We start from the raw sequence: 25,745 nt of genomic DNA, 5'->3' as shown, positions 1-25,745 counted from the left end.
TGTTGTGGTTTTTGTTTTGGGGCGTCTGGGCGGGCGGCGTGTTGCGCGGGGGGGCGTGGGGCCCGGGCGGCCCGCGCGCCCCCCCCCCCGCCCCCGCCCCGGGGCCCGACTCATTGAGTCATTGAGCAAGGAGAGAAAACGGGATGGGACTTCGCGCACAGGTACGGACGCGGGACGGCTGGGCGGTCCAGCACGCGGTCGTGACGGTCACCGACATGACCGGAGCGCAGGTGCTGCGGGCCGCTGCCGACGAGAACGGGGCGGTGCGGACCGACGGTCCTCTGCAGGCCGGCGCGTACACCGTGATCGTCACGGCGGTCGGGTACGCTCCCGCCGCCTCCACCGCCCTCGTCACGGCGAGCGGGCGGGTCGAGGCCGGCACGGTGGTGCTGGCCCGCCAGGGCGGCGTGGAGCTGCCGCCGCCGGGCACCTGGTCGCTGGACCCGGCGCACTCCTCGGTGGCCGCGGTCGCGCAGCACCTGGGGATCTCCAGCGTGCACGGCCGGTTCACCGAGTTCAGCGGCCGGATCGAGATCGCCGAGGACGTCGAGCGGTCCCGGGTCGACGCGGTCATCACTGCGGCGAGCATCGACACCGGCAACGGCATGCGCGACAAGCACCTGCGGTCGCCCGACTTCCTGGACTCGGACCGGTTCCCGGAGATCACGTACCGCTCGATCGGGCTGACCCCGGCCGGCCCGGACCGCTGGCTGGTCCACGGCGAGCTGTCGCTGCACGGTGTCGTGCGCCCGGTCGACCTGAACCTGAGCTACCTCGGGACGGGCCCGGACCCGTGGGGCGGGGTGCGTGCGGCCTTCAACGCCACGGCGGAGCTGCGCCGCGAGGACTTCGCCATGAACTACAACCAGGTGGTGCAGGCGGGCATCTCGGCGATCGGCACGACCCTGCGGGTGGAGCTCGACATCCAGGCGGTGCAGGGCGAGTCCCTGCCGTCGTAGTCACCGTGCGGGGTGAGTCATCGCCGTCGTAGTCTGCGGACATGGCACCCAATATCGCGACGAACACAGCCGTGGAACTCGACGAGTTGCTGGCCTTCGTACGGCCCAGGCACCGGGCGATCCTGCTGACCACCCGGTCCGACGGCCGCCCCCAGGGCTCCCCGCTGACCTGTGGGGTCGACGACGCGGGGCGGATCGTCGTCTCGACCTACCCCGAACGGGCCAAGACCCGCAACGCGAAGCGGGACGCGCGGGTCAGCGTGATCGTGCTGTCCGACGAGTGGAACGGGCCATGGGTCCAGATCGACGGTTCGGCCGAGGTGATCGACTCGCCGGAGTCGGTCGAGCCGCTCGTCGATTACTTCCGGAACATCTCGGGTGAGCACCCGGACTGGGACGAGTACCGGGCGGCGATGGTGAAGCAGGGGAAGTCGATCATCCGGATCACTCCGGAGCGGTGGGGGCCGATCGCCACCGGTGGCTTCCCGGCCCACCTGGCGACCGGCGACTGACCGGAAGGCGTCCGAACGGAGGCCGCCGGGACCGCCGAGGGGACGGAGTACGCCTCTCGGCGGCCCCCCGGCCGTCCTCGGCGGTCCCTCAGCGCCCCCGGCCGTCCTCGGCGTCTTCAGGCGGCCCTCGGCGTTCCCCAGCCGCCCTTCAGCAGTCCCCGACGGCCCCTCAGCGGTCCCGCATCGCCTCGATGCCCGCGATCAGCAGGTCCAGGGCGAACGTGAAGTCCCGGTCGCGCATCTCCTCGACCGTGTCGCCGCCGCGGGCGTCCATCAGGTCCTGCGAGGCCTCCATGATCCGGCTGAGCTCCGGCTGGTCGCGGATCGTGGCCATCGCCTGCTGGTAGTAACGCTCCTGGCTGATTCCCGCAGCCGCGCTGCGCTGCGCGAAGTGGCCCTCGACCGTGCCGAATCCGTACACGAACTGGAAGACCGCGGAGAGCGCGCCGGTCTGGTGTTCCAGCGGCAGGCCGGTCGCCCGGATCACGTCCTGGACGGCGTACGACATCAGCATCGCGTGCGGGCCGATGTTGAGGAAGTGGCCGGCGAGCGCCGACACCCAGACGTGCCGGACGAGCAGTTCCCGGTACTCGGCGGCCATTCCGCGCAGCCGGTCGTGCCAGTGCGCGTCCTCCCGCGGGGGCGTGAACTCGCTGTAGACCGAGTCGAGGGCCAGTTCCAGCAGGTCGTCCTTGGTGTCCACGTACCAGTACAGGGACATCGCGGTGACGTCGAGCTCGGCGGCGAGCCTGCGCATGGAGAACTTGGCGAGCCCCTCGGCGTCCAGCAGCCGGACCGAGGTCGCGGTGATCCTCTCCCGGTCCAGGCCCGCCGCCTGGTCCGGTTTGCGGGTGCGCGACGGTGTCCGCTGATCCAGCCACACGCTGGTCCTGGCGGGGTTCTTCACACGGTCGGCCGCGGACACCATGGCGCACTCTCCTCGTCTTGCCGGCGGGGCGGACCGGCCTCGTACGCGTGACCCGCGCACGGAACGGATCCGTACGGTCCGGTGCGCCCCTCCTGATGCTATGCCGCCGCGGCGGTGCCGGTGGAGTCCGGCCGGGCGGATTCCGCGCGCTCCGCGCGGCGCAGCAGCACGGCCGCGAGCAGGCCGCCGACCAGCACCGCGACCGCTCCGAAGAGCTGGCTGGTCTCCAGTCCCGAGGCGAAGGCGTCCGTGATCCGGGCCCGCTCACCGGCGTCGCCCGCCGAGGCGAGCGCGGCGGGCAGCGACGCCGCCCCGACGGCCGCCGGCACCAGGGCCGCGAACCGCGAGTTGAGCACCGCGCCGAGGACGGCGACTCCCAGGCCGTTGCCGAACTCGGCGAGGGTGCCGTTGACCCCGGCGCCCACCCCGGCCTTCTCCGGCGGGATGGCGCTCATGATCGCGTTGGCCATGGCGGGCATGGCGAGCGCGATGCCCGCGCCCATCACGACCAGGCCGAGCAGCATGCCGCCGTAGCCGTCGCCGCCGAGCAGCGCGATCGCGGCCAGGCCCGCGGCCAGCAGGCTCATCCCGGACGCGATGGTGACCGGCGTACCCAGCTTGGGCACCAGCCTGGCGCCCAGTCCGGTGAGGTTGAGCGCGACGACGCTCAGCGCCAGCGGGGCCGTGCGCAGACCGGCCTCCAACGGCTCGTAGCCGAGCACGAACTGGAGCTGCTGGGTGAGCAGGAAGAGCGAGCCGCCCATCCCGAAGGCGACCAGGATCGCGCCCGCGACCGCCCCGATGAACTTCTGGTTCCGGAAGAAGTGCATGTCCAGCATCGGGTACGGGATGTGCAGCTCCCACAGCACGAAGCCGGTGAGGACGGCGACCCCGACGAAGGCGGTCAGCAGCACCCGGCCCGACGTCCAGCCGTGCCCCGGGCCGGAGATGATCGCGTACACGACGGATGCCATGCCGATGGTGGAGAGCAGGGCGCCGAACAGGTCGGGGCGCTCGCCGCCGGCGCTCTTGGACTCCGGGACGAGCCGGGCCACGGCAACGAGTCCGATGACCGCGACCGGGATGTTGATCAGGAAGATCGCGCCCCACCAGAAGTGGTCGAGCATCACTCCGCCGATCAGCGGTCCGACGGCGAACCCGAGCGAGCTGACGGTCGACCAGATGCCGATCGCCTTGACGCGCTCGGTCTCGTCGAAGATCTGCACGACGACGGCGAGCGTCGTGGTCATCAGCAGCGCACCGCCGATGCCCATGCCCGCACGGGCGGCGATCAGCTGTACGGACGTCTGGGCCAGCCCGGCCACCAGCGAGCCGATGCCGAACAGGGCGAGCCCGGCGATCAGCATCTTCTTGCGGCCGTAGCGGTCGGCGGAGCTGCCGGCCGTGAGCAGCAGGCCCGACTGGACCAGCGAGTAGGCGTTGATCATCCACTGCACATCGGCGGTGGAGGCGTCCAGCTCCCGCGTGAGGGAGGGGATCGCGACGTTGAGGACGGTGTTGTCGAGCAGCACCGTGAGCTGGGCGAGACAGATGACGCCGAGGATCAGCCAGCGTTGCGGATGGCTCGGCGACGAGAGGTGGTTCTGCTCGGCGGCGGTCGCCGTCATACGGACTCCTGATCCCTTATACGGTGTACGAGTAGCAAGCGCTGTACACCGTATAGCTGATCCTGTACGGCGTACAACACATTTATGCGCGGTACCGTGCTCGCCGCTGATCCGACAAGGGCTGGAGTGGTATGTCACTGCGTCGTCGTACGGTGGAAGTGCTCGTAGCGGCAGGGCTGTCGGTGACCGCCCTGGTGCCGCCCGCAGCGGCGGCGGATCAGGGGCACGGGCACTCGGTGCCGCTGCGCGTGGCCACGTACAACATCCATGCGGGGGCCGGCATGGACAACGTCTTCGATCTCGACCGGCAGACCGCCGAACTGCGCTCGCTGGACGCCGATGTGATCGGGCTCCAGGAGGTCGACGTCCACTGGGGCGACCGCAGCGAGTGGCGCGACCTGGCCCGCGAGCTGGCCGGGCGGCTGGGCATGCACGTGTCGTTCGCCCCGATATACCACCTGGATCCGGTGACGCCGGGCGCGCCGAGCCGGGAGTTCGGCGTCGCGGTGCTGTCCCGGTACCGGATCGTGAGCGCCGAGAACCACGACATCACCCGGCTCTCCACCCAGGACCCGAACCCGGTGCCGGCGCCCGCGCCCGGCTTCGGTGAGGTGGTGCTGCGGGTGAAGGGGCTGCCCGTGCACGTGTACGCGACGCACCTCGACTACCGCGGCGACCCGTCCGTCCGGATCGCCCAGGTGGCCGACACCCGCCGGATCATGGCCGAGGACCGGAGGTCGGAGCGGCGGCCGGTGCGGCAGATCCTGCTCGGTGACTTCAACGCGGCGCCGGCCGCGCCCGAACTCGCCCCGCTGTGGCGGGAGCTCACGGACGTGGAGCCCGGCGGTCCCACGTACCCGGCACAGGATCCGGTGCAGCGGATCGACTACGTGGCGGTGTCGAAGGACACCGTGCGGGTACGCGACGCGGCGGTGGCCGAGACGCTCGCCTCGGACCACCGCCCTGTTGTCGCGGACCTGTTGCTGCGGCGCTGAGCCTCAGCCGCTCGTCCTCGGCCGGGTCAGGTCGTAGAACGTGGCGCTGCCGGCCGTGACCTTCTCGAAGTTCTCCTCCACCCACGAGGAGATCTGTGACGAGGTGCCGTTGCCGCCCATGCCGCCGCCCCGGCCGCCGGAGATGAAGTAGTGGATCCGGCCGTCCTCGACGTACTTCTCGAACTGGGAGAGCGTCGGGGACGGGTCGCTTCCGTTGAAGCCGCCGATCGCCATCACCGGGTCACCGGTGGCGAGTTGGTAGCTGGCGGCGTTCTGCGAGCCGATGGCCGCGGCGGCCCAGGTGTAGTCCCCGGCGTTCTTCTCCAGGAGCTTCCCGGCCTCGGTGCCGACGGACGCGCCGTTGAGCAGTCCGCCCATGCCTCCGCCTCCGCCGCGTCCTGCGAAGCCCTCGCCCATGCCGGGCATGGCGCCGGGCTGCTGCCCGTTCCCCGGGGTGCCGGGCCGACCGTTCGCCTGCCCCTGGCCCTGGCCGGGCGGGGTGCCGGTCGGGGGCCGGCCCATGCCGCCGCCCTGCTGGTTGCCCTGCTGGTTGCCCTGGCCGGGGAACCGCATGCCTCCGCCGGGGCCGCCGCGGCCACCTCCGCCGGGGCCGCCCATCCCGCCGCCGGACGGGCCGGCCGTGACGATCGAGCCCTGGTGCCCGGTGTTCAGCGTGCTCACGGCGTACGCGGTCGGCCCCGCCAGCGACGCGGCGAAGCCCAGGCCCACGGCGACGATCGCCGCCCGGCGCCCCGTCCGGGACGCGAGCAGCAGCCCCAGCGCGCCGACGATCCCGGCGACGAGCACGGCCGTGCGCAGCCACGGCAGGTAGTCCGTGGTCCGGCCCAGCAGCACGTACGACCAGTACGCCGTCACGGCGACCGTGCCGCCGAGCGTGGCACCCGCCCACCAGCGCGACCGCTCCTCCCACAGGACCGTGGCGCCCATGCCGATCAGCGCCGCGAGGTAGGGGGCGAGGGCGACCGTGTAGTACTGGTGGAAGATGCCGGCCATGAAGCTGAAGACGACCGCCGTCATCAGCAGCGAGCCGCCCCAGGCGAGGAACGCCGCACGGGCCGTGTCGGTCCGCTTCGCCCGCCAGGTCAGCCGGACGCCCGCGGCCAGCAGGATCAGCGCGGCGGGCAGCAGCCAGGAGATCTGGCCGCCGATCTCGGAGTTGAACATCCGGCCGATGCCGGTCTCGCCCCACTGGCCGCCGGACCCGCCGCCCGGACCGCCCCCGCCGCCGACACTGCCGGTCTCGTCGCCGTTGATCCGGCCCAGGCCGTTGTAGCCGAAGGTCAGTTCGAGGAAGGAGTTGTTCTGCGAGCCGCCGATGTACGGGCGGGACGAGGCGGGCCACAGTTCGACGATCGCGACCCACCAGCCGCCCGCGACGGCCATCACGAGGGCCGAGAGCCCGAGTTGGCCGAGCCGTCGGCGTACCGGGACCGGCGCGCACAGCGCGTACAGCACGGCCAGCGGCGGCAGGATCAGGAACGCCTGGAGGGTCTTCGTCAGGAACGCGAACCCGACCGCGACGCCCGCCCACACCAGCCACTTGGTGCGGCCGTGCTCCAGCGCGCGCAGCACGCAGTAGACCGTGACGGTCATCAGCAGCGCCAGCAGCGCGTCCGGATTGTTGAAGCGGAACATCAGCGCGGCCACCGGTGTGAGCGCGAACACCACCATCGCGATCAGCCCGGCGACGGCGTTGAAGCGGCGGCGTACGCCCGCGTACAGCACCCCGGCCGTGGCCACCCCCATCAGCACCTGCGGGAGCAGGATCGCCCAGGAGTTGAGGCCGAGGACGCGTACCGACAGGGCCATCGGCCAGAGGGCGGCCGGGGGCTTGTCGACGGTGATGGCGTTGGCCGCGTCCAGCGAACCGAAGAAGAAGGCCTTCCAGCTCCGGCTGCCCGCCTGCGCGGCGGCGGAGTAGAAGGAGTTGGCGTAGCCGGAGGCGCTGAGGTTCCACACGTACGCGCCCGCGATGACCAGCAGCAGCGCGAGGAAGGCCGGCCGCGCCCAGCGCGGGTCCTCCGGCCTGCCCCGCCACATCCGGTGCGTCAGGGAACTGTTCGGGCGTCCGTGGGCCGGCGGGGGCGTCGGCGTGCCCGGCGGGGCCGGAAGGTGGTCGGGATGCAGCGTGGTCATCGGACGTTCCCCAGTTCGTGGTGAGTGTCATCGGCGTGCCCGGCCGAAGGAGCGGCCGCGGCCGGGCCGTCCTCGTACGCCTCTCGGCTCCGGTCCGCCCGGTCCGGGAAGACCCAGGCGCGGAAGAGCAGGAACCGCAGCACGGTCGCCGCGAGATTGGCCGCGATCAGCACGGCGAGCTCCGTGCCGTGCGACGGGGATCCGGACGCCGCCCCGAGCGCGGCCAGTGATCCGCCGGTCAGCGCGAGGCCGATGGCGAAGACGACCAGGCCCTGCGCCTGATGTCGTACGGCCCCGCCCCGTCCCCGTACACCGAAGGTGAGCCTCCGGTTGGCCGCCGTATTGGCGACGGCCGACACCAGCAGCGCACCGCCGTTGGCGAGCTGCGGGCCGGCCCCCAGCCGGAACAGCGAGTACAGGGCGAGGTAGCAGAGTGTGGAGAGCGCCCCGACGACGCAGAACCCGACGAGCTGCCGGGCCAGTCCGCCAGGCACCCCGCTCAGCGCACGGTCGCGCGGATCGTCCCCGAAGGGCCGGGCCAGCCGGTCCAGCGGCAGTGCGCCGACCGCCAGCGCCCGCCCCACCCGCCACACGCCCTTCAGGTCCTCGGTCGCCGTCCGCACGATGTGGACGGTGGAGTCGGGGTCGTCGACCCAGTCGACCGGCACCTCGTGGATGCGCAGCCCGGCGCGCTCGGCGAGCACCAGCAGCTCGGTGTCGAAGAACCACCCCGAGTCCTCCACCATCGGCAGCAGCCGCTTCGCGACATCGCGCCGGATGGCCTTGAACCCACACTGCGCGTCACTGAACCGGGCGGCCAGCGACGAGCGGAGAATCAGGTTGTAGGCGCGCGAGATGAACTCCCGCTTCGACCCCCGCACCACCCGCGAACCACGGCTCAGCCGGGAGCCGATGGCCAGGTCGGAATGGCCCGAGATCAACGGCGCGACCAGCGGCAGCAGCGCGTTGAGGTCGGTGGACAGGTCGACGTCCATGTAGGCCAGGACCGGGGCGTCCGAATGCGACCAGACGGTGCGCAGCGCCCGCCCCCGCCCCTTCTCCTCCAGACGGTACGAGCGCACCCGGGGCAGCACCTCCGCGAGCCCGGCCGCCACCTGCGGGGTCCGGTCGGTGCTGGCGTTGTCCGCGACGGTGATCCGGAAGCTGTACGGGAAGGTGCGCGCCAGATGGTCGTGCAGGCGCCGCACACACGGTTCGAGGTCCTTCTCCTCGTTGAAGACGGGTACCACCACATCGAGTACGGGCGCACCCGCCGCATCGACCGCTCCGGCGAGGAGGTGGTCCCGGGCCGGCAGGGTGCCCCAGGGAGTGTCGGTTCGCATGCGGCCGACACTCGCCAACCCCGCTGTCACACCGGTGTGCTGAGCCTGTCCCTCTGCTGTGAGTACGGACCGGCCTCGGGTTCCGCGGGCAGCTGGACGGCGAACACCGTGCGTCCCGGCACCGAGTCCACCTCGGCCCGGCCGCCGTGCGCGGCGACGACGGCCTGCACGATGGCGAGCCCGAGCCCGGTGGAGCCCGCGTTGCGGGAGCGCGAGGCGTCACCCCGGGCGAACCGCTCGAAGACGTGCGGCAGCAGCTCGGGCGGAATGCCGGGCCCGTCGTCCTGGACCTCCAGCGTCACCCACGGCCGTCCGGCCGCGCACCGCACCCGGACCGTGACGGTGGTGCCGGGCGGGGTGTGGGTACGGGCGTTCGCCAGCAGGTTGACCAGCACCTGGTGGAGCCTGGTCGGATCGCCGTGCACGGTCGCGGGCTCGTCCGGAAGTTCGAGGCGCCAGTGGTGGCCGCTGCGCCCGGCGGCGCGGGCATCGCTCAGCGCGTCGACGACGACGGGGGAGAGGTCGGTGCTCTCCAGGCCGAGCGGGCGTCCGGCGTCCAGCCGGGCGAGCAGCAGCAGATCCTCCACCATGCCGGTCATCCGTTCCGCCTCGGACTCGATCCGCCCCAGGGCGTGCCGGGTGTCGGGTCCGGCCTCCTCGCGGCCGCGCCGGGTCAGCTCGGCGTATCCGCGGATCGAGGCGAGCGGGGTGCGCAGCTCATGGCTGGCGTCCGCGACGAACTGGCGTACCCGCGTCTCGCTCTTCTGCCGGGCCTCCAGCGCCGAACCCACGTGCCCCAGCATCCGGTTGAGCGCCGCGCCCACCTGGCCGACCTCGGTACGCGGATCGGCCTGGGGCTGCGGTACCCGTTCCAGCAGGGCCACCTCGCCGCTGTGCAGCGGGAGTTCGGAGACCCTGGTCGCGGTCGCGGCGACCCGGCGCAGCGGCCGCAGGGCGACACCGACCATGGCGGCGCCCGCGATCCCCGCCGCGATCAGTCCGGCGCCGGTGACGCAGACCTCGACGAGGATCAGGGCGGTGAGCGCGGAGCCCACTTCGGCGGCGGGAAGGCCGACCAGGACGGTGGTGCCGTGCGGATCGGTGACCGCTACCACCCGGTTGGACCCGAGCCCCGGCAGGTCGACGGTGCGCGCGTCCTCCCCGACGGAGAGGTCCGCCGCCGCCAGCGCCCTGCTCTGGGCGGCGGTCATCGACTGTCCGCTGTCCTCGGAGCCGGGCCCCGGCGTGGTGCTGCTCGCCACGACCACGCGCGACTCGGTGACCGAGCCGTCCGCCAGTACCGCCCCGAAGGCGCCGACGGGCAGCCCGCGGGAGTCGACGAAGGCCAGCGGGTCGAGGCTCTGCGGCACACCGCCGCCGGGCATCGGGCCCCTGCCGGGCGGCTTCGCGGCCCGCATGGCGATGGTGTCGAGCTGGTCGTCGAGCTTGTCGTACATGTAGCTGCGGAAGGCGATGGTGGTGACCGTCCCGATGACCGCGGCGACGACGGCGATCAGCGTGACCGCCGAGACCACCAGCCGGGTCCGCAGCGTCCACGGCCCCCGCCACCCGCGGGGGAGCCTACTCACCGGGCTTGATGAGGTATCCCGCCCCGCGCCGGGTGTGGATCATCGGTGAGCGTCCGACGTCGATCTTCTTGCGCAGGTACGAGATGTACAGCTCGACGACGTTCGCCTGTCCGCCGAAGTCGTAGTTCCACACCCGGTCGAGGATCTGCGCCTTGCTCAGCACCCGCCGCGGATTGCGCATCAGGAAGCGCAGCAGCTCGAACTCGGTCGCGGTGAGATGGATGGACGTACCGCCCCGGCTGACCTCGTGGCTGTCCTCGTCGAGGATCAGATCGCCGACGACGAGTGTCGACTCGCTGCGCACCACGGCCGTGCCGGAGCGCCGGATCAGCCCGCGCAGCCGTGCCACGACCTCCTCCAGGCTGAACGGCTTGGTGACGTAGTCGTCGCCGCCCGCCGTGAGACCGGCGATCCGGTCCTCCACCGCGTCGCGTGCGGTCAGGAACAGTACGGGCACCTCGGCGAGCTCCCGCCGCAGCCTGCCGAGCACGGCGAACCCGTCCGTGTCGGGCAGCATCACATCGAGGATCACCACGTCGGGCCGGAAGGAGCGCGCCATCCGGACGGCCCCGGCACCGTCCCCGGAGCTGCGCACCTCCCAGCCCTCGTAGCGCAGGGCCATGGACAGCAGCTCGGCGAGGGGTGCCTCGTCGTCCACCACCAGCACACGGACCGGGGTGCGGTCCGCCCTCAGCAGTTCGGTACGTCCCTGGGGCGAGGTCGTCGTCGTCATGCCCCAACCCTGTGAGGCTCCCGTGAAAGGGCCCTTACCCGTTTCTGTGAATTCCCTGAGAAAAGGGCCGGCCCGGCTGCGGCGGTCAGCCCACGCCGAACAACGCGCTCGCGTTCCCGTGACAGACCGCCCGCAGCCAGTCGTCCCCCAGCTCCAGCCGTTCCAGGGCGTGCAGTTGATGGGCGTACGGGTACGGGATGTTCGGGAAGTCCGTGCCCAGCAGGATCCGGTCCCCGAGCGCCGCGAGCCGCCCCCGCTCGGCCGGCGGGAACGGGGTGAAGTCCTCCGTGAAGTCCGTGAACGCCATCGTCGTGTCGAGCCGCACCCGCGGGTACGCCTCCGCGAGCGCCAGGAACTCCGCGTACTCCGGCATCCCCATGTGCGCCACGATCAGCGGCAGCCGCGGATGCCGGGCGAGCAGCCGGCCGACCGGCTCCGGGCCCGTGTGCTTACCGGGCGCCGGCCCGGAGCCGCAGTGCATCACCACCGGGATCCCGGCCTCCGCGAGCAGCCCCCAGACCGGCTCCAGCAGCGGGTCATTGGCGTCGTACGCACCCACCTGGACGTGCGACTTGAAGACCCGCGCCCCCGCTTCGACGGCCTCGCGGACATACCGCTCGACGCCCTCCTCCGGGAAGAACGTCGCGGTGTGCAGACAGTCCGGCACCCGGCGGGCGAAGTCGGCGGCCCAGCCGTTCAGCCAGGCGGCCATCCGGGCCTTGTGCGGGTAGAGCATCGAGGTGAACCGGAGCACGCCGAACGAACGCAGCAGCGCGAGGCGTTCGTCCTCGTCGTGCCGGTAGGCGATCGGCCACTCCATCCCGGTCAGCGGCCCCGCCGAGTCGAAGTACGCCCAGACCTTGCTGAGCACCCGCTCCGGCATGAAGTGCGTATGGACATCGATGATTCCGGGCAGCCCCAGCCGCTGCCAGAACCGCACGACGTCGTCGGCGTCACCACTCATCCCGCGCCCCTCTCACCGTCCGGACCGTTCCGACGATCTCAGAACAGCCCGCCCTGCACGCCACCGCCCCCGAGATCCGCCACCGGCACCCCCACCCCGGCCCGCGGGTCCGCCGCCACCAGCTCCCACCCGGTCATCAGCCGGGTGTCCAGCACCACGACCCCGTCCGTCGCCGTCGCCAGATGCAGATCGGGCCCGGCCGCCGCCACCAGCCGCCCCGCGACCGCGCCCCCGGCCACCAACCCGGTGACGGCCCACGCCGGCTCGGCAGCACCGTCGAGCCCGAACACCCCGACGTGGTCGACCGCCTCGAACGGCAGCCGCTCCAGCGACTCCGGCCAGCCGTCCCCCTCCAGCGCCACGGCCCGCCCGTACAGCTCCGCCACCTCGGCACGGCGCTCCGCCGCCCCCGGCAGCGCCCCGCGCACGGCCCTCTTCCTCACGTACGGAATCCGGTCCGGCACCCCGAGCGCCGACCGCAGCAGCTCCTCGGTCCGCCGGCACGCCATCAACGGCCCCCGCCCCAGCCAGCTGAACACCACGGCCCCCTGCTCACGCAGCCGTGCCGCCTCCCGCTGCTCGGCGGTGATCCCGACCTTCACCATCCCCGGCCCGAACCAGGCGAGATACACCCGGTACGTCCTCGGGTCGTCGGCGATCGTGTCGGCGGCCACCGAATGCGCCCGGTCCAGCCGCGCACACTCCGGACACCGCGCGCCCGTGCTCCGCTCCGACACCGGGGCCCCCACCGGGCACACATTCCCGCGCGCCCCGATACACCGCCGCTCCCCCTCGGCCCGGAACCCGAACTCCGTCCCGTACGCCTGCGCACTCACCCGTACGGCCCTGCCCCGCCGCCAGCCCAGCACGGGCGGCCCCTGCACATCCGGCCACCGCAGCCCGGTGCACTGCCACCCCATGGACGAACCCCCGGATTCGGTACAGACGGAGGGAACGGCAAGAGGCCCCCGGGATTTCTCCTGGGGGCCTCTTGCCTGCTGTGCACTCGGCAGGATTCGAACCTGCAACCTTCTGATCCGTAGTCAGATGCTCTATCCGTTAAGCTACGAGTGCTTGTGCTTCCCGGTTTTTTTCTCCCCGGTCGGCGTTGCGAGAACAACATTACATGACCTGCGCCGTGACGCGAAATCCTTTAGCCCCACCAGTCCTGACCTGCGGAAACACCCTGTACGACGGTGTCGTGCGAGTGCTGCCGGGACCGTTCGGGACGGCGTCGGCGGATCGTTCGGGTCCGGATACGACCGAAGCCCCGTGCCGGTGGCACGGGGCTTCGGTGATGAAGCGGAGGCGGAGGGATTTGAACCCTCGATGGGCTTTAAGACCCAAACCGCATTAGCAGTGCGGCGCCATAGACCGGACTAGGCGACGCCTCCAGCACACCCCGCGCGAGCGCGAGTGGTGCGTGCAGATGATGACACAACTGAGCGGTGCGTCACCAATCGCTGCCTACGGTACTAGGCAGTCGGGTGCGAGGGCAAAGCGCCTGCGGTTGCGCAACGCCGTGGCGCGCGGAGCGTTAGTGATGTCGGAGGCGCCGCCCTCCCGTCCTTCCGTCCGTTCCACCGGCACTCCCGCCCGCAGTGCACGAGCACAGGAGCCCGCAATGTTGCGCCGCCTCGCCCTCACCGCCGTCGTCTCCCTCGCCACGCTGTCCGCCGTCACCCCGGCCGCGACCGCGGCCACCGGCCCCGTCCCGCTGCCCCTGCCGCTGCCCGTGCTCCAGGACGACGCCCGTGCCCGGCTGACGATCACCGTCTCGGGCTCGGAGGACTCCGCGGCCGAGGGGACCTTCGAGCTGCGGTGCGCGCCCGCGGGCGGCAGCCATCCGGTGGCCGAGCGGGCCTGCGACCGGCTGGACGAACTGGCGGGCGAGGACGAGGACCCGTTCGCCCCGGTGCCCGAGGACGCGCTGTGCACCCTGCAGTTCGGGGGTCCGGCCACCGCCCGGATCACCGGGACCTGGGAGGGGCGGCACATCGACACGGTCTTCAGCCGGACCAACGGCTGCGAGATCTCCCGCTGGAACAATCTGATCCCGGTGCTCCCCAACGTCCGGTGACCGGGCCGGGGCGGTCCGGTGACCGGAGTGCGTCCGGACGAACCGGGCGTACCCCGTGAGCAGGGAATCGTGCCCCGGCCGGGGCACATCGACGACACATGACGGGGCGGAGTCGTACACCGTATGCACAGAACCTTGGTGAGAGCTCCCCCTCATCCGCAGCCCCACGTCGCTCCGCTGCCTTTAGACTCCTCCAGTGACAGCCTGCGGCCCGAGGGGCAAGATGGGGCCCGCTGTCGGCAAGGTGCGGTAACCAGGGAGGAAGCGTCGTCGTGAGCAGCAGGCCATCCCGAGGCGCTGCTCGCCTCGCAGCCATACTCGATGCACTCCCCGACGGGCTGCTGCTCGTCAACTGCAACGGCACGGTCGTCAACGCCAACACCATCGCGCTGGAAATGTTCGAGACGCCGGGCACCGCGCTGGTCGGGCGCGGGCTCCTGGACCTGCTGCCCGAGTTCGACTCCAAGCTGATCCCCGGCTCGATGCGCCGCGCCGACGCCGCCGACGACCGCAGCCGTACGAAGCCGACCCGGATGATCGCCCGGCGGACCGACGGCACCGAGTACCCGGTCGAGGTCACCAGCGCCAGCCTGGAGGACGGGCAGGCCGCGTACAACGACTTCCAGAGCAGCTACAGCGGCAGTTACACGGGCGACGAGCTGCTGATGCTCGTCGTACGGGATCTGTCGGGCACCGTGGACACCGAGGCCGAACTGGCCCGTTCGCAGCGGCAGACCGAGATGATCCTGCGGGCCGCGGCCGAGGGGGTCGTCGGTACGGACACCGACGGCCGGGTCGTGCTGGTCAACCCCGCCGCCGCGCAGATCCTCGGCTTCCGCGCCAGCGACCTGGGCGGCCAGGAGCTGCATCCGCTGATCCTGCACTCGCGGGCGGAGGGCGAGCCGTTCCCGTACGAGGAGTCGCCGCTCGCCGACACCCTCAGGTCCGGGCGCAAGCACCGGGTGCGCGGCCAGGTCCTGTGGTCCAAGAGCGGCGCGCAGGTGCCGGTCGACCTGACCACCGCGCCGGTCCGGGACGGCGACCAGCTGGTCGGCGCCGTCATGACGTTCACCGACCGCAGGCCGTACGAGGAGCTCGGCGCGCAGCACCGGGCCGAACTCGCCGAACTGACCGACAGCCACACCGCCGAGGTCACCGAGCTGACGGAGCGGCACAGCTCGGAGCTGGCCGACCGGACCGAGCGGTACGCGGCCGAGCTGGAGGCGCAGGCCGACCGGCTGGCGGCGCTGACCGACCGGCACACCCAGCTCACCGCCGTGCTCGGCGAATCGCTGCGCGGCCCGCTGGAGGAGCTGCGCGGCGAACTCTCGACGCTCGCCGCCGACCCGGCGGGGCAGCTGTGGCCCGAGGCCAACCAGATCCTGCACCACCTGGCGGCGGGCTACGCCCGGATGACCACCCTCGTCGACAACGTCCTCGGCTACCAGCGCCTGGACGCCGGCTCCGAGAAGCTGGTCAAGGCGAACGTGCTGCTCGACTCGGTCGTGACGGCCGGTATCGACGCGTCCGTCGAGCTGATCGGTCCCGGGCGCGCCCAGTTCGCCGTGCACGCGCCGCCGATCGAGGCCGAGGTGGACGCGGCCCGGCTGGTGACCGCGCTGGCCCACCTGGTCGCGGATGTCGCCGGGGTCGACTCGACCGGCAAGGCCCGGGTGGTGCCCGGCGGCGGGTACGTCGACTCCACGGTCGTCGTCGCGGCGGCGCAGCGCGGTGAGGTCGTACGGATCGAGGTGCGCGGACCGTTCGCCGGGGGAGACCCGGTGCACGAGCCGATCGTGCGCGGGATCGTGCGGGCGCACGGCGGTGTGCTCCAGACGCACGAGGTGCCGGGGATGAGCGGCAGCGCGTATGTGCTCGAAGTCCCGTTGGGGGCCGGCTCGGGGACGGTGACGGCGCCCGCGCCGGAGCCGGAGGCCGAGCCGGTGGCCGGTCGGGGCGGGCCGGAGACCGGGCAGCAGTCGGGCGGCGGGCGGCGACGCGCGCGGCGGTCGTCCACGGACGCGTTCCTGGAGAGCCCGGTGGGCGGTGCCGGGGCCGACGGCGACACTGCCGCGGCCGAGCCGACCGGGCGGCGACGTGCGCGCCGTGAGCCCGCGGTGCCGGACGTCCAGGTCGCGGAGAACGCGCGCAGCGAGGGTTCGGGGCGCAGGCGGGGCCGGCCGAGCCCGGCCGAGACCGGTGCCCAGCACCCGGTGCCCGGGTCGGCCGCGTCCGACGCCTCCGCTTCTTCTGCCCCGTCGGCCGGGTCTCCCGGGTCGGGTGCCGGGCAGGCGCTGGCGTTGCCCGCGGCCTCGGCGCCCGCCTCGCCGTCCGCGCCGTCCGAGGGTTCCGTGGTGACGGCTGCCGAGGGCGCGCAGGGCGGCGGCAGCAGCCGGCCGCAGCTCGGCCAGACCGTGCCGCCGCAGGGTGTGCCGGCCGAGGGGCAGATCGGTGTGCCGGTGCCCGCGGGCGGACACCGCGCGCGTCAGGGTGCCGAGAGCCGGAACCAGGCGCAGGGACAGAACCAGCTGGCTCTGCCTGCCTCCGCCTCGGATTCGGCCCCGGCTCAGGTCCCGGCTCCGGATTCCGCCTCGGCTGCCGGTTCGCCCGTACCGTCGCAGGCGTCCCCGCCGACCGGGCGGCGGGCCCGGCGTGCGCTGGCGGCCGCCCAGGAGCGGACCGCCCAGGCGGAGCCCGCAGGGCCCCGTACCGCGTTCGCGCTGCCGCCGGCGGAGGCCGACCGGTCCCCGGCCCCGGTCGCCGACGCGGACGCCTCGCTGCCGGGGCGCCATGACGCCGTGCGCATCGCGCCGGACGACGACCACACCCCGCCCCAGCCGCATCCCGTACCGACCGGCCGTCGCCGGGCCCGCCACTCCGAGGCCCCGCCACAGGCCGAGCAGCCCGAGCAGGGCGAAGACCTGCCCGGCGAGGGTGCGGAGCCGCTCGCGGCCGGACGGACCACGCACGCCACGGGCACCACGGCCGTCTCGCCAGACCCCGAGGAGAGCCCGGAGGGCCCGGAAGGCCACGCCCGGGGCATCGCGCCCCTGGCGGACGCGCGTAGGCAGCCGCTGCCCGCGGAGGCTCCGATGCCCGGCGGCTCGTCGGACTCGACTCAGGGGCGCGCGTTCAGTGTGCGGACGCTCGGGCAGGGCGTGCCGTTCGCCCAGCACATCGCGCACCAGCAGAACCAGACGCTCGGCGGTGCCGGACGGCGCCGCAAGCTCGCCGCGCCGCCGGAGGGCGAGCGCACCCCGCAGGCCGCCGCGTCGGCGCCGTCCCCGTCCGTCCCCGCGCAGGGCCCGCTGCGCTCCGGCCCGGAGGCCGAGGGGCGTGCGTACGCGATAGGGGCGCCCGACGAGGGCGCCGAGGGGCCGGAGCCGCTGGACGGTCCGGGCGGCGCGGTCGAGGTCGCCAACCGCCCCTCGCCGCAGCCGGTCGACGACGAGCTGCCCCCGGAGCCGCTGGACAACCCGCGCCGGCTGCTCGTCTGGCCCGCGCCCGATGTCTCCACCCAGCAGGCGCTGAGCGACCGCGGTTACCGGCCGGTGATCGTGCACTCGCGCGAGGAGGTCGACGCCCAGATCGCGGCGTTCCCCGCCGCGCTGTTCGTCGATCCGCTGACCGGCCCCATCACCCGCAAGGCCCTCCAGTCGCTGCGTCAGGCGGCCGTGGCGGCCGAGGTTCCGGTGCTGGTGACGGCGGGCCTGGGGCAGGCCTCGCGGGAGGCGGCGTACGGTGCCGACCCCGCCGTGCTCCTCAAGGCGCTCGCCCCGCGCGACAGCGAACAGCATCCGCCCCGGGTGCTGTTGATCGAGGAGCACGAGGAGATCGCGCTGGCGCTGACGGAGACCCTGGAGCGCCGCGGCATGCAGGTGGCGCGGGCCTCCACGGACAGCGAGGCGGTGTCGCTCGCCACCCGGATGCGGCCCAACCTCGTGGTGATGGACCTGATGCAGGTGCGCCGCCGCCGGGCCGGCATCGTCGACTGGCTGCGCGCGAACGGTCAGTTGAACCGGACCCCGCTGGTCGTCTATACCTCCGCCGACATGCACGGACCGGAGCTGCCGAAGCTCAGCTCGGGCGAGACCGTGCTCTTCCTGGCCGAGCGGTCCACGAGCGAAGAGGTCCAGGCGCGCATCGTCGACCTGCTCGCGAAGATCGGTACGAACTGAGACACCGGACATGACGAGGGCGATACGGGAGCCTCCCGTACCGCCCTCGTCGTGCCCACGGCCCTCGGCTCAGAGCTGGGTGATGTCCAGCTCGCCCTCCGCGTACTGCCTGCGGATCACCTTCTTGTCGAACTTGCCGACGCTGGTCTTCGGCACGGCCGCGATGACCGTCCAGCGCTCCGGCAGCTGCCACCTGGCGATGCCCGACGTGGCGAGGAAGTCCTTCAGCGCCTCGTAGTCGGCGCTCGCCCCGTCCTTGAGGACCACGGTCGCCAGCGGCCGTTCGCCCCACCTCTCGTCCGGGACGGCGACGACGGCCGCCTCGGCCACATCGGGGTGCGCCATCAGTACGTTCTCCAGTGCGACGCTGGAGATCCACTCGCCGCCGGACTTGATGACGTCCTTGGCCCGGTCGGTGAGCGTGAGGAAGCCGTCCTCGCTGATCACACCGACGTCACCGGTCTTCAGCCAGCCGTCCTCGCTGAACTTGTCCTCGGGGCGCAGGGTCTCGCCGTCCCTGCCCCCGTAGTAGGACCCGGAGATCCAGGGGCCGCGCACCTCCAGCTCACCGGCCGACTGGTTGTCCCACGGCAGGTGCTCGCCGCCGGGGCCGACCAGCCGCGCCTCCACGCCGGCCGGGAAGCGGCCCTGGGTGACGCGGTAGGGCCAGCCCTCCTCCTCGCTCAGTCCGGCGGGCGGGTGGGCGATGGTGCCGAGCGGCGAGGTCTCCGTCATGCCCCAGGCCTGGCAGAGGCGGACGCCGAGCTTGTCGTAGGCCGCCATGAGGGAGGGCGGGCAGGCGGCGCCGCCGATGATGACGCGGGCCATGGAGCTGACGTCGCGCGGGTTGGCGGTGACCTCGGCGAGCAGTGCCTGCCAGATGGTGGGGACGGCGGCGGCGTGGGTCGGCCGCTCGCGCTCGATCATCTCGGCGAGCGGGGCGGGCTGCAGGAACCGGTCCGGCATGAGCATGCTGACGCCGGACATGAACGCCGCGTGCGGCAGCCCCCAGGCGTTCACATGGAACTGGGGCACGACCACCAGCGTGGTGTCGTTGTCGGTCAGGGACATGGATTCGGCCATGTTGACCTGCATGGAGTGCAGGTAGATGGAGCGGTGGGAGTAGACGACGCCCTTGGGTTCGCCGGTGGTGCCGGAGGTGTAGCACATGACGGCGGCCTGGCGTTCGTCCAGCTCGGGCCAGTCGTAGTGGGTGGGGCGGCCGGCGATCAGCTCCTCGTACTCGTGCACCCGGGGCGCCGCCCCGTCGAGGAGCGAAAGGTCGCCCGGACCGGTGACGATCACGTGCTCGACCGACGTCAGCCGGGGCAGGAGCGGTGCGAGCATCGGCAGCAGCGAGCCGTTGACGATGAGGACCTTGTCGTCGGCGTGAGTGACGATCCAGACCAGCTGCTCGGCCGGGAGGCGGAGGTTGAGCGTGTGGAGCACCGCGCCCATCGAGGGGATCGCGAGATACGCCTCGACGTGCTCGGCGTTGTTCCACATGAGGGTGCCCACCCGCTGGTCGGCGACCACACCGAGCTCGTCGCGCAGCGCGTTCGCGAGCCGCGTCGCGCGCCGGCCGATCTCGGCGAAGCTGCGCCGCTGCGGCCCGGATTCACCGGTCCAGGTCGTGACCTGCGACTTCCCGTGAATGGTCATCCCATGGCTGAGGATGCGGGTGACAGTCAGCGGTACGTCCTGCATGGTGCTCAGCACGGCGTCCTCCCGGTGGGCGCTACGCGGCAGTAAGGTTGGCCTGATTCTGCTCACATACCGTTCGGTATGTCACTACTTCCGGGAGTACGAATCGGTTTCGTTCGGCAGAATCAGGCCCGGCCGGTGCGCTGCCACCGCCCGGGGTCACCGCACCGGAGCCAGCTCCGGGTCCTCCCTGAGCTTGCCGAGCGCCCGCGAGACCGCGCTCTTCACGGTGCCGACGGACACCCCGAGCACCTCGGCCGTCTGGGCTTCGCTCAGGTCCTCGTAGTAGCGCAGCACCACCATCGCCCGCTGCCGGTCCGGCAGCTTCAGCACGGCACGCCACATGGCGTCGTGCAGCGTCTGCTGCTCGGCCGGGTCGGGGGCCGGAGCGGACTCCTGCTCGGGCAGCTCGTCGCAGGCGAACTCGTCGACCTTGCGTTTGCGCCACTGCGAGGTCCGGGTGTTCAGCAGGGCCCGGCGGACATAGCCGTCGAGCGCCCGGTGGTCCTCGATCCGCTCCCAGGCGACGTACGTCTTGGTGAGCGCGGTCTGCAGCAGGTCCTCGGCATCGCTCGGGTTGGCGGTGAGCGAGCGCGCGGCCCGCAGCAGCACGGGCCCTCTCGCGCGGACGAACGAGGAGAACGATGAGTAGCGAGCGTAGGGGGCGTAGGGCGTGTACGGCTTCCGCGAGGCGTACGCGGCGCGTGCGGCCCCCGGGGCGTGCAGGCCGTGTGAGCCGTGCCCGGTGGTGTGCGAGGTGTGTACCGGGTACGGCGTGTGCGGCGCGTGTCCGGTGGTGGCGGCTCCCCCGGAGCTGCCCGTGCAGACTGGCGTGGTCATGGCTCCACGCTAGAAGCGGGCACCGCTGCGGGGGATCGGCCCCAGGTCCCGAAAGCGCGTCCGCCTCAGGGTGTAGGGGTGGGGCCTGCTCCACCTCCTGTAGGTGGAGTCGTAGTCTCCCGGGCTCAGGGGCGCCCCCTGAGCCCTGGCCCGGCCGCGGGCGCCGTCCCGGGGCCGGGCGCGCTCAGTCGTCCGTGCCGAGGATCAGTCCCGAGGTGGGTACTCCGGTACCTGCCGTGACCAGGGTCCGGGCCGCCCCGGACACCTGGTTCACCGACGAGCCTCGGATCTGCCGGACCGCCTCCGCGATGCCGTTCATGCCGTGCAGATACGCCTCCCCCAGCTGGCCCCCGTGGGTGTTCAGGGGCAGCGCGTCCGCCGCGACGAAGCCGGCCGCCTCCCCCGGCGCGCAGAAGCCGAACTCCTCCAGCTGCATCAGGACGAAGGGGGTGAAGTGGTCGTAGAGGATCCCCACGTCGATGTCGGAGGGGGAGAGGCCGGAGCTGCGCCAGAGCTGCCGGGCGACCACACCCATCTCCGGCAGGCCGGTCAGGTCGTCGCGGTAGAAGCTCGTCATCTGCTCCTGCGCCCGGCCGGCCCCCTGCGCGGCGGCCACGATCACGGCGGGCGGCTGCGGCAGGTCCCGGGCCCGTTCGGCGCTGGTGACGACGATCGCCTGCCCGCCGTCGGTCTCCTGGCAGCAGTCGAGCAGCCGCAGCGGTTCGACGATCCACCGCGACGCGGCGTGGTCGGCCAGGGTGATCGGCTTCCCGTAGAAGTACGCCGCCGGGTTCCGGGCGGCATGGCGGCGGTCGGTGACCGCGACATGGCCGAAGACGTCCGGCGTCAGCCCGTAGGCGTGCAGATAGCGCTGGGCGGCCATGGCGACCCAGGAGGCCGGGGTGAGCAGACCGAAGGGCAGGTTCCAGCCGAGCGCCGTGCCTTCCGCGGTGGGCTCCCGCTGCTGCACGCCGGAGCCGAATCTGCGTCCCGAGCGCTCGTTGAACGCGCGGTAGCAGACCACCACGTCGGCCACCCCGCTCGCCACGGCCATCGCCGCCTGCTGGACGGTGGCGCAGGCCGCCCCGCCGCCGTAGTGGATGCGGGAGAAGAAGGACAGCTCACCGATCCCGGCCGCCTGGGCGACGGTGATCTCCGGGCTGGTGTCCATGGTGAAGGTGACGAGCCCGTCCACGTCGGCGGGGGTCAGCCCGGCGTCGTCGAGGGCGGCCCGCACCGCCTCGACGGCCAGCTTCAGCTCGCTGCGCCCGGAGTCCTTGGAGAACTCGGTCGCGCCGATCCCCACGACCGCCGCCCTGCCGCCGAGCGAATCGGCCCTGCGCACACTCATGCCGCCCCCCGCGGTACGCCGACGGTCACCGTGCCGGTGACGTGCCTGCCCAGGCCGTTGGAGCCGACGACGGCCACCTCGGCGGTCCCGTCGTCCGCGACGGCGGTGACCGTGCCGCTCAGGACCATGGTGTCCCCGGGGTAGTTGGGCGCGCCGAGCCTGATGGCGACCTTGCGGAGCACGGCCGAGGGGCCGAGCCGGTCGGTCACGTACCTGCCGACCAGGCCGTTGGTCGTGAGGATGTTCATGAAGATGTCCGGTGATCCCTTCTCCCGGGCCAGCTCCGCGTCGTGGTGCACGTCCTGGTAGTCGCGGGAGGCGATCGCGCCCGCCACGATCAGGGTGCGGGTCACCGCGATCTCCAGCGGCGCGAGTTCGTCACCGGCTTGCACCTTCACTCCGTGCCCTCCTTCACCAGCGAATCGCCGAGTTCCTGAAGCAGTTCGCCGCCGCGGCCCAGATAGGCGTCGAGCTGCCGCCCCCAGAGGAAGTGGCGGTGTACGGGATGGTCTAGGTCCGCGCCCGTGCCGCCGTGCAGATGCTGCCCGGTGTGCACCACCCGCTTGCCGGCCTCCGAGGCCCACCAGGCCGCGGTGAGCGCCTGTGGTCCGTACGGCAGTCCCGTGTCGTACCTCCAGGCCGCCTCGTACGCGGTGACCCGGATCGCCTCGATGTCCATATGGGCATCGGCGGCGCGCAGCAGCACTCCCTGTTTGGTGGAGAGCGGGCGCCCGAACTGCTCCCGCGTGTTCACGTGCGCGACGGCGCGGGCCAGCGAACCGGCACACACCCCGGCCTGCAGTCCGGCGAACGCCGTCCGGGCCGCCGCCAGTACCGCCCCGTACGCCCCGGCGCCGCCGAGCCGCTCCCCGGCCGCCCCGTCCAGGACGAGCCGCGCCGCCGACCAGGGCGCCGTGGTCTCCACCGGCTCGGTCAGCACACCGGGATCACCGGTCCTCACGATCCACAGCCGCGCCTCCCGGTCCGGGACGAGGACGAGGCCGGCGTCGCGCAGCCACGGCACGTACGGCACGCTGCCGCTCAGCCGCCCGCCACCGCCGTCGGCATCGGTGTCCTCGCCGTCCGCCCGTATCCCGCCGCGCGACGGGAAGGCCCCGGTGGCGACGGCCGTACCGTCCCTCAGCGCGGGCAGCAGCCGTTCCCGCTGTTCGTCCGTGCCGTGCCGGGCTACGGCCAGCAGCCCGTACACACAGCTCGCCGCGAACGGCACCTGGGCCGTCGTGCGGCCCTGCTCCTCCAGCAGGAGCACCAGGCCGAGCAGTCCGGTCTCCTCGACGGCCGCGGTCAGCCCGGCCGCGCAGAGTTCCTTCCACAGCTCGGCGTCCGTCCCCGTGCCGGCCACGGCCAGGCGCTCGGGCGTCGACAGATCGCCGAAGATCCGCGCCGCGAGCCCCTGGGCCGCGCTCTGCTCCTCGGTGGGTGCGAAATCCATCTCAGCCCTCGCCTCCCCGGAAGACCGGGAGCTCCAGCTCGGGGTCCGTACGCAGGAATTCCAGCCGCACCGGCATTCCCGGCCGCACCTTGTCGTACGGCACACCGATGACATTGGCGACCATCCGCACCCCCTCGGCCAGCTCGATCAGCGCCACCGCGTACGGCCCGCCCGCCCCGTCGCCGGCGAAGGCGGGGAAGGGCGGGTGGTGCATCACCACATGGCTGAAGACGGTGCCCTCGCCGCTCGCCTCGACGGTGTCCCACTCCTGGCAGCCGCACGCGTTGCAGCCGGGCAGCCAGGGGAAGCGCAGCGTGCCGCACCCGGTGCACCGCTGGATCAGCAGCCGGTGCTCGGCGACGCCCTGCCAGAACCCGGCGTTGTCCCGGTTGATCACCGGCCTCGGGCGCAGGTTCCGGCCGCCGCCGCGCGCCGCCCGCTTCGCCGCCGCCGGGGTGTACTTGAGGATCCGGAAGCGGTGCGTCCCGGCGGGTTCGCCGTCCGCCCGGACGTCCATGCGCGTGGTGACGAAATAGCCCGTCCCGAGCTTGGTGGTCTTGCGCCGCGAGACCGATTCGATGACCGCGTCGAAGGTGATCCGGTCCCCGGGCCGCAGCGGTCGCAGGTACTCCTGCTCGCAGTCGGTCGCGACCACCGAGGTGTATCCCGCGCCGTCGAGCAGGCCGAAGAGTTCCTCGTACGCCTCGGAGCGGTCGGTGTGCCCCGAAAGCCCGCCCATCGTCCACGCCTGGAGCATCGTCGGCGGAGCGACCGCGTCCGGGCCGCGGTACGCGGGGTCGGCGTCGCCCATCGCCTCGCACCAGTGCCTGATCATCGGCTCGTTGACCGGGTCCTTGCCGACGCCTGCGGTCGCGGCGGGCCGCCCCTCGAACGCCTTGAGCCGCCCGTACAGCTCGTCCGGCGCGTCCGGCTCGCGCGGTCCGCCGGGCACCTGCCGCCCGTCCCGCACGGCCGTCACCGCCGGCCCCGCTTCATGCCGAGCCGCATGGTCGCGACGATCTCCCGCTGCACCTCGCTCACCCCGCCCCCGAAGGTGTTGATCTGCGCCGCCCGGTTCATCCGCTCCAGCTCCCCGTCCCCGAAGGCGCCGGGCGAACCGCCCCGCACCATGCCCGCCTCGCCGGTGATCTCCTGGCACATCCGGTACACCTCGACGGCGCTCTCGGTCCCCGCGAACTTCACGCCGCTCGCCTCGCCCGGGGCCGGCGAACCCGCCCCGACCTCGCCCACCAGACGCCAGTTGAGCAGGCGCGTCGCCGCGAGCCGGGCGTACGCCTCGGCCAGCCGGCCGCGCACCCACGGCTCGTCGGCCGGGCGCCCGCCCGTCACGGGGTCGGGGGTACAGGCGTGGGCGAGGGCCGCCTCGTAGAAGTCCTCGGCCTGCATCCCGATCGCGGCGAGGGCCACCCGTTCATGGTTCAGCTGATTGGTGATGAGCCCCCAGCCGCCGTTCTCCGGACCCACCAGGTTGGCGGCGGGCACCCGTATCCCGTCGTAGTAGGTGGCCGTCGTGGTGAGGCCGCCCACCGTCTCGATCGGCGTCCAGGAGAAGCCGGGGGAATCGGTCGGGACGAGGATGATCGAGATGCCCTGATGCTTGGGCGCCTCGGGATCCGTACGGCAGGCGAGCCAGATCCAGTCCGCGTTCTGGGCGTTGCTGGTGAAGATCTTCTGGCCGTCGATCACCCAGTGGCCGCCGTCCCCGGCACCGTCCTGGCCGACTGCGTCGCCGCGGTCCCGCACCGCCCTGGTGCGCATCGCGGCGAGGTCCGTACCGGCCTCGGGCTCGCTGTAGCCGATGGCGAAGACGAGGTCGCCGCTGAGGATCCTGGGCAGGAAGTACGCCTTCTGCTCCTCGGTCCCGTACTTCATCAGCGTCGGGCCGACGGTGTTGAGGGTGACCATCGAGACGGGCGCCCCCGCCCGGTACGCCTCGTCGAAGAAGACGAACTGCTCGTCGGCGCCGCGCCCCTGGCCGCCGTACTCGACGGGCCAGCCCAGTCCGAGCATCCCGTCGGCGCCGATCCTGCGCAGCACCCGCCGCTGCCCGTCCGGGTCCTCGGCGCCCGGGGCGGCGCCCGCGTCCCTCCCGGGCATCACCTCGCGGAAGTACGTGCGTAGTTCGGCGCGCAGCTGCTGCTGGCGTTCCGTCTGGGCGAGGTGCACGGCGGGCTGCCTCCCGGACACGGGGCGTACGGATCAGGGTTTCTGACTGTCCGTCAGGTCTGCATCCACTGTCAAGGCCGATGACGCCCCTCGCACGCCGTCGCCGCAGAACGCAGAACGGTCCGCGCGAGGGTGCCGAAGCAC

General features: G+C 72.6%; 20 protein-coding genes and 2 tRNA genes. 5 read left to right on the top strand and 17 right to left on the bottom strand.

Translation table 11 applies throughout. The features are described from left to right. The first annotated feature begins 143 nt into the window (after window positions 1-143). Complete coding sequence (locus ACFVH0_RS38630) at window positions 144-959, top strand: YceI family protein (protein WP_385828107.1); 816 nt, start codon at window positions 144-146, stop codon at window positions 957-959. Between the two features lie 41 nt (window positions 960-1,000). After that, a complete protein-coding gene (locus tag ACFVH0_RS38625; RefSeq protein WP_385828106.1) occupies window positions 1,001-1,471 on the top strand; it encodes a PPOX class F420-dependent oxidoreductase in 471 nt (156 codons plus the stop codon). Window positions 1,472-1,640: 169 nt separating this feature from the next. Here ACFVH0_RS38625 and ACFVH0_RS38620 read toward each other — a convergent pair whose 3' ends face one another. Further along, window positions 1,641-2,399, bottom strand: a complete 759-nt coding sequence (locus ACFVH0_RS38620; RefSeq protein ID WP_385828105.1) for a TetR/AcrR family transcriptional regulator — start codon at window positions 2,397-2,399, stop codon at window positions 1,641-1,643. A 98-nt stretch (window positions 2,400-2,497) separates the two neighbouring features. Further along, a complete protein-coding gene (locus tag ACFVH0_RS38615; RefSeq protein WP_385828104.1) occupies window positions 2,498-4,027 on the bottom strand; it encodes an MFS transporter in 1,530 nt (509 codons plus the stop codon). A gap of 131 nt (window positions 4,028-4,158) precedes the next feature. Here ACFVH0_RS38615 and ACFVH0_RS38610 point away from each other — a divergent pair, with 131 nt between their 5' ends. After that, the gene (locus ACFVH0_RS38610; RefSeq protein ID WP_385828103.1) at window positions 4,159-5,022 is read left to right on the top strand and encodes an endonuclease/exonuclease/phosphatase family protein; all 864 of its coding nucleotides are present in this window, start codon (window positions 4,159-4,161) and stop codon (window positions 5,020-5,022) included. A gap of 3 nt (window positions 5,023-5,025) precedes the next feature. Here ACFVH0_RS38610 and ACFVH0_RS38605 read toward each other — a convergent pair whose 3' ends face one another. The 8 genes from ACFVH0_RS38605 to ACFVH0_RS38570 all read right to left on the bottom strand — a co-directional run bounded on the left by ACFVH0_RS38605 (window position 5,026) and on the right by ACFVH0_RS38570 (window position 13,202). Continuing rightward, window positions 5,026-7,179, bottom strand: a complete 2,154-nt coding sequence (locus tag ACFVH0_RS38605) for an ArnT family glycosyltransferase (protein WP_385828102.1) — start codon at window positions 7,177-7,179, stop codon at window positions 5,026-5,028. Then, on the bottom strand, window positions 7,176-8,522 hold the full coding sequence (locus ACFVH0_RS38600; protein ID WP_385828101.1) for a glycosyltransferase: 1,347 nt from the start codon (window positions 8,520-8,522) through the stop codon (window positions 7,176-7,178). Before ACFVH0_RS38600 ends, ACFVH0_RS38605 begins: the two co-directional genes overlap by 4 nt. A gap of 26 nt (window positions 8,523-8,548) precedes the next feature. After that, entirely contained in the window at window positions 8,549-10,111 is a 1,563-nt protein-coding gene (locus tag ACFVH0_RS38595; RefSeq protein WP_385828100.1) for an ATP-binding protein, read from the bottom strand. Further along, window positions 10,104-10,844 (bottom strand): response regulator transcription factor, encoded by a 741-nt coding sequence (locus ACFVH0_RS38590; protein WP_385828099.1) that lies wholly within the window; start codon window positions 10,842-10,844, stop codon window positions 10,104-10,106. The genes ACFVH0_RS38595 and ACFVH0_RS38590 overlap by 8 nt, the downstream gene beginning before the upstream one ends. An 85-nt stretch (window positions 10,845-10,929) precedes the next feature. Further along, window positions 10,930-11,808 (bottom strand): amidohydrolase family protein, encoded by an 879-nt coding sequence (locus ACFVH0_RS38585; RefSeq protein WP_385828097.1) that lies wholly within the window; start codon window positions 11,806-11,808, stop codon window positions 10,930-10,932. A 38-nt stretch (window positions 11,809-11,846) separates the two neighbouring features. Continuing rightward, window positions 11,847-12,728 carry a DUF2797 domain-containing protein gene (locus ACFVH0_RS38580; protein WP_385828095.1) on the bottom strand — a complete coding sequence of 294 codons (882 nt, stop codon included), beginning with the start codon at window positions 12,726-12,728 and terminating at the stop codon, window positions 11,847-11,849. 81 nt (window positions 12,729-12,809) lie between these two features. Next, a tRNA-Arg gene (locus ACFVH0_RS38575) sits at window positions 12,810-12,882 on the bottom strand. A gap of 229 nt (window positions 12,883-13,111) precedes the next feature. After that, a tRNA-Ser gene (locus ACFVH0_RS38570) sits at window positions 13,112-13,202 on the bottom strand. Window positions 13,203-13,432: 230 nt separating this feature from the next. On the opposite strand from ACFVH0_RS38570, the gene ACFVH0_RS38565 reads away from it, so the two are divergent. Both ACFVH0_RS38565 and ACFVH0_RS38560 read left to right on the top strand, forming a co-directional pair. Beyond that, complete coding sequence (locus tag ACFVH0_RS38565) at window positions 13,433-13,888, top strand: SSI family serine proteinase inhibitor (RefSeq protein WP_385828093.1); 456 nt, start codon at window positions 13,433-13,435, stop codon at window positions 13,886-13,888. A 272-nt stretch (window positions 13,889-14,160) separates the two neighbouring features. After that, a complete protein-coding gene (locus ACFVH0_RS38560; RefSeq protein WP_385828091.1) occupies window positions 14,161-18,066 on the top strand; it encodes a PAS domain-containing protein in 3,906 nt (1,301 codons plus the stop codon). A gap of 69 nt (window positions 18,067-18,135) precedes the next feature. On the opposite strand, the gene ACFVH0_RS38555 is transcribed toward ACFVH0_RS38560, so the two are convergent. The 7 genes from ACFVH0_RS38555 to ACFVH0_RS38525 form a co-directional block, all read right to left on the bottom strand. Then, window positions 18,136-19,785, bottom strand: a complete 1,650-nt coding sequence (locus tag ACFVH0_RS38555) for a long-chain fatty acid--CoA ligase (protein WP_385828089.1) — start codon at window positions 19,783-19,785, stop codon at window positions 18,136-18,138. Between the two features lie 144 nt (window positions 19,786-19,929). Next, a complete protein-coding gene (locus ACFVH0_RS38550; RefSeq protein WP_385828087.1) occupies window positions 19,930-20,610 on the bottom strand; it encodes a SigE family RNA polymerase sigma factor in 681 nt (226 codons plus the stop codon). A gap of 184 nt (window positions 20,611-20,794) precedes the next feature. Continuing rightward, window positions 20,795-21,961 carry a lipid-transfer protein gene (locus ACFVH0_RS38545; RefSeq protein ID WP_385828086.1) on the bottom strand — a complete coding sequence of 389 codons (1,167 nt, stop codon included), beginning with the start codon at window positions 21,959-21,961 and terminating at the stop codon, window positions 20,795-20,797. Next, the gene (locus tag ACFVH0_RS38540; RefSeq protein ID WP_385828109.1) at window positions 21,958-22,353 is read right to left on the bottom strand and encodes a MaoC family dehydratase; all 396 of its coding nucleotides are present in this window, start codon (window positions 22,351-22,353) and stop codon (window positions 21,958-21,960) included. The genes ACFVH0_RS38545 and ACFVH0_RS38540 overlap by 4 nt, the downstream gene beginning before the upstream one ends. Window positions 22,354-22,355: 2 nt before the next feature. Then, entirely contained in the window at window positions 22,356-23,414 is a 1,059-nt protein-coding gene (locus ACFVH0_RS38535) for an acyl-CoA dehydrogenase family protein (RefSeq protein ID WP_385828084.1), read from the bottom strand. A 1-nt stretch (window position 23,415) separates the two neighbouring features. After that, window positions 23,416-24,384 (bottom strand): bifunctional MaoC family dehydratase N-terminal/OB-fold nucleic acid binding domain-containing protein, encoded by a 969-nt coding sequence (locus ACFVH0_RS38530; protein ID WP_385828108.1) that lies wholly within the window; start codon window positions 24,382-24,384, stop codon window positions 23,416-23,418. A 5-nt stretch (window positions 24,385-24,389) separates the two neighbouring features. Then, entirely contained in the window at window positions 24,390-25,601 is a 1,212-nt protein-coding gene (locus tag ACFVH0_RS38525) for an acyl-CoA dehydrogenase family protein (protein WP_385828082.1), read from the bottom strand. Window positions 25,602-25,745 lie beyond the last annotated feature (144 nt).

It is taken from the genome of Streptomyces sp. NPDC127117 (assembly GCF_042677325.1).
In the GTDB taxonomy this organism is placed as follows: Bacteria; Actinomycetota; Actinomycetes; order Streptomycetales; family Streptomycetaceae; genus Streptomyces.
Note: the sequence above shows the minus strand (reverse complement) of the source record. Positions and strands in the feature narration are given on the sequence as shown.